Raw genomic sequence first — 3,569 nt, forward strand, 5'->3', positions numbered from 1 at the left:
AAGGAGGGGTCGGGGGTGGTTGTATGAACTCCCTTCCTTATAAACATTCCAGAAACCCACCACCCAAGCAAGTCCAAGCCGCGATACAGCTCCCCTCCTTAGCCAAGGAGGGGTCGGGGGTGGTTGTATGAATTCCCTTCCTTACAAGCATTCCAGAAGCCCACCCACCCAAATAGTCCAAGCCCACGGTACAGCTCCCCTCCTTAGCCAAGGAGGGGTCGGGGGTGGTTGTATGAGATCCCTTCCTTTTTCTCCTTGACAAACATTTCAAAAAATGATTGAAAACGACCTTCAGATTCAACTTGACTTTTTTAAACAAATATTACCGATAATGACATTCAACATACAAATCACCAAGGAGCAGATCATGAGCTGGATACCGATGGCTGTAGCGGCATGGGAAAAAATGAGCAGTTCCTCGAAAATTCTGACCTGGCTTTATTCCCGGCCTTACCGCCAGGTTATTGAAAACGAGATCACACTTGCAAAGCTTGGAAAAGACGACGTTGTGCTGAATATAGGCTGTGGAGCCGTGCCCTTTACTGCCCTGTACATAGCAAAGCTGGCCGGATCCAGGGTTTACGCCCTGGATATTGACCCCTGTGCCGCAGGTTACGCCGAAAAGTGCGTAAAAAAGGCCGGTCTTGAGGACAGAATAACAGTCATGCATGCCGACGGTGCCCAGGATTTCAGGCACAATTTCACAGCATCCATAGTGGCCCTGCAGGCTGCACCCAAAAACAGGATCCTGGAAGTCATGCAGAAAAAATCCCGCCCCGGAGCCAGATTTATTTTCAGGCTGGCCAGTTCGCCTTACAAAGATCACTACGACTGTCTTCAGACAAAGATCCGACCCGAAGCAGAAACTTTTCAACCCATGCGCACCTTTGACCGTTCTGTACTATATCAGAACAAAGGCCCGGCCGTCAGTGTTCACCCGGCTTTCAATCCTGCAACCGCAGATCCTTCACTTTTGGCCACAAAAGCTGCATGAACAGCATGTCCATATCAAAAATAATATTTTTCCTCCTGGGTATTGCAGGCCTGTTGTTCATGGCCCTTATCTTCGGCACCCAGGAACTGGGGCAGGCCCTGTCCCGCGTCAGCCCACTGGCAGTTGCGGTACTTTTTACCCTGCAGCTTTCCACCCTGCTGGCCAGTGCCTGGATCTGGCACTTCCTGCTGACCCGCAAAACAAGCATTACTTTTTCAACAGTATTTCTCGTAAACCAGGCCGCCGGGCTTATAGAGAGCCTGACACCGTCTGTGAAATTCGGCGGTGAAGCCGCCAAGGTTTACCTGTTCAGGCAAAAAACCGGCCAGGCCTATCAGGACCTCGCCGGAACCCTGCTGGTGCACAAGTTTCTGACCATGACCCCCTTTGTACTGCTGTGCCTGATGCTTGTCCTGCCGGCCTTTTTCATGTTTGAGCTGCCGGGATACTTTTATGCAGCCCTGGCGGTTCTCACCGCCATGTGTGTCGGGCTTGGTTTTTTATGTTATGGAAGAAAAGGTGAAGAAAGAAATGAAAAGCCCCTTCAGGATGCACCCCGAAAGATCGCCCAGGGCAGACTGGAATCTTTGAAAAAAACACCCTCCAGAATTGCACTTTTTCTGCAGCAGTCCCGGCTGGCCGCCTCAAGCCTCTTGTCCACCCGGCAGACCTTTGCGGCCATGCTTGTCTCGCTTGTTATATGGGTATTTTACCCCGTCAAGGTTTACCTGGCCTGCACCTTTCTGGGCCTGGAAGTGCATCCCCTGATTATCGGCCTGGCAACGCTTTTCGCCTACATGGTCAGCATGGTGCCCCTGCTTCCCGGAGGGCTGGGAACCTACGAGGGAGCCATGGCCCTGTTCTTCACCATGGGCGGTCTGACCCCGGCCGAAGGCCTGGCCGTATCCCTTCTGTCCAGGCTGACCACATTCTGGTTTCCCCTGCTTGTCTCAGCCCTGTGCTGCCTTACCCTGTCCAGGACATCTCCGCTCTTGCCGGAAAAGCCCGGCATCCAGGAAAAAGAGCAGGTGAAACAGACTCTTTAAAAAAATCCTGTTTTACCCGCACCTGTCGCTTTTCCTTATCTGCAGACGCTGATTCAGGCGCTCCAGGTCCTCCTGGATCTCTTCCATTCCTGAAAGATGGGTTTTGAGGATTTCCAGAAGCTGGCTGTGTGCAGGTCTGGAAGAACCGACAATCCTGTAGTAGCTCCAGACCCCGCGCCTGCAGTCCTTGACCCATCCTGAATTCTTGAGATAAGCTAAATGCCTGGAAACTGTGGATTGTGGAAGCTGGAGGGCAAACATAAGATCGCAGACGCATTGCTCTCCCTGAAGCAGCAGGGATAAAAGCCTCAACCTTGTTGTATCTCCCAGGGCCTTGAACAAGCGTACTGTACCTTCCATGGAAAGATATGTTATCCCTACCCCCGGGTCAGGTCAATGCCGAAAATATTATTGACACCACCTTTTGAAGTTGAAAAACCTTGATTTTCTGACTGATTCAGACTGCCACGGTTACTTGTGCTTTATTACTTACTTCCTTAGTATCACTTGCTCAGCAACACACAGGAAACCCATCTTGAGTACCCGAGAAAGCAAAAGCCCGCCATTTTCATCCCTGGCCCGCAAGGCCTCTGTGGTCGCCGGGGCAACCCTGGTAAGCCGCATCATGGGATTTATCCGGGACCTGATCATAGCCTTCACCCTGGGCGCAGGTCCCATGGCCGACGCCTTTTTCGTGGCCTTTCGCATCCCCAACCTGCTGCGCCGTCTTTTCGCCGAAGGTTCCCTGACCATGGCCTTTGTCCCGGTCTTTACCAAGATCAAAAAAGAGTCGGGTGCTCAAAGCGCCTTTGCCCTGGCCCGTTCGGTGCAGATCTGGCTTCTTCTGATCCTGGGGGGCATTACCCTGCTGGCTCTTTTTTTTGCTGCTCCCCTGACCATGCTGGTTGCCCCGGGCTTCAGGGAAGACCCGGAAATCTTTGAAACTACCGTCACCCTGGTGCGCATCTGCTTTCCCTACATAATCTTTATTTCCTCCGTGGCCCTGTGCATGGGCATTTTGAACTCCATGAACCACTTCATGGCTCCGGCCCTGGCTCCGGCCCTCATGAACATCACTCTCATCCTGTCCGCCCTGGGGGCCTATTACTCCGGGATGAGCGTGGCCCTGGCTCTTTCCTTCGGGGTGCTGGCCTCCGGACTCATCCAGTGGGTATTTCAGTATCCATTTCTGAAAAAATCCGGATTTGGCTGGCTGGGAGGGTTTTCTCTCTTTGATCCCGGCGTGAAACGAATCGGGAAGCTTATGCTGCCCACAGTATTCGGAGCTGCGGTATACCAGCTGAACATCCTGGCCGGGACGATACTGGCCTCCTTTCTGGCCTCCGGCTCCATTGCTTATCTCTATTACGCCGACCGCCTGGTTCAGTTTCCCCTGGGCGTATTCGCAGTAGCCATCGGGACCGCTGCCCTGCCCTCGCTTTCCTCCCTGGCCGGAGACCGGGACATGCAGGGTTTCAAGAACACCCTCAACTCATCCCTGAGCCTGACCCTGTTCATAGCCCTGCCCT

4 protein-coding genes are annotated in these 3,569 nt (G+C 53.2%); 3 read left to right on the plus strand and 1 reads right to left on the minus strand.

The annotated features are described in order from the left end of the window. Positions 1-367 precede the first annotated feature (367 nt). Together D5S03_RS04700 and D5S03_RS04705 are read left to right on the plus strand one after the other, a co-directional pair. Positions 368-994 (plus strand): nicotianamine synthase family protein, encoded by a 627-nt coding sequence (locus D5S03_RS04700; protein ID WP_008871004.1) that lies wholly within the window; start codon positions 368-370, stop codon positions 992-994. Positions 995-999: 5 nt separating this feature from the next. Continuing rightward, positions 1,000-2,040, plus strand: a complete 1,041-nt coding sequence (locus tag D5S03_RS04705; protein WP_161598684.1) for a lysylphosphatidylglycerol synthase transmembrane domain-containing protein — start codon at positions 1,000-1,002, stop codon at positions 2,038-2,040. A gap of 12 nt (positions 2,041-2,052) precedes the next feature. Here the strand turns inward: D5S03_RS04705 and D5S03_RS04710 are convergent, their stop codons facing one another. Next, a complete protein-coding gene (locus tag D5S03_RS04710; RefSeq protein WP_008871006.1) occupies positions 2,053-2,400 on the minus strand; it encodes an ArsR/SmtB family transcription factor in 348 nt (115 codons plus the stop codon). A gap of 175 nt (positions 2,401-2,575) precedes the next feature. Here D5S03_RS04710 and murJ point away from each other — a divergent pair. Beyond that, the coding region (gene murJ, locus D5S03_RS04715) for a murein biosynthesis integral membrane protein MurJ (protein ID WP_287042814.1) at positions 2,576-3,569 on the plus strand (994 nt) is incomplete at its 3' end.

Source organism: Desulfonatronospira sp. MSAO_Bac3 (assembly GCF_003838035.1).
Taxonomy (GTDB): Bacteria; Desulfobacterota; Desulfovibrionia; order Desulfovibrionales; family Desulfonatronovibrionaceae; genus Desulfonatronospira; species Desulfonatronospira thiodismutans.

Excerpts from the sequence above, each read along its gene's own strand:
- D5S03_RS04700 (WP_008871004.1), top strand. The coding sequence starts at position 368 with ATGAGCTGGATACCGATGGCTGTAGCGGCATGGGAAAAAATGAGCAGT.
- D5S03_RS04705 (WP_161598684.1), top strand. The coding sequence starts at position 1,000 with ATGTCCATATCAAAAATAATATTTTTCCTCCTGGGTATTGCAGGCCTG.
- D5S03_RS04710 (WP_008871006.1), bottom strand. The coding sequence starts at position 2,400 with ATGGAAGGTACAGTACGCTTGTTCAAGGCCCTGGGAGATACAACAAGG.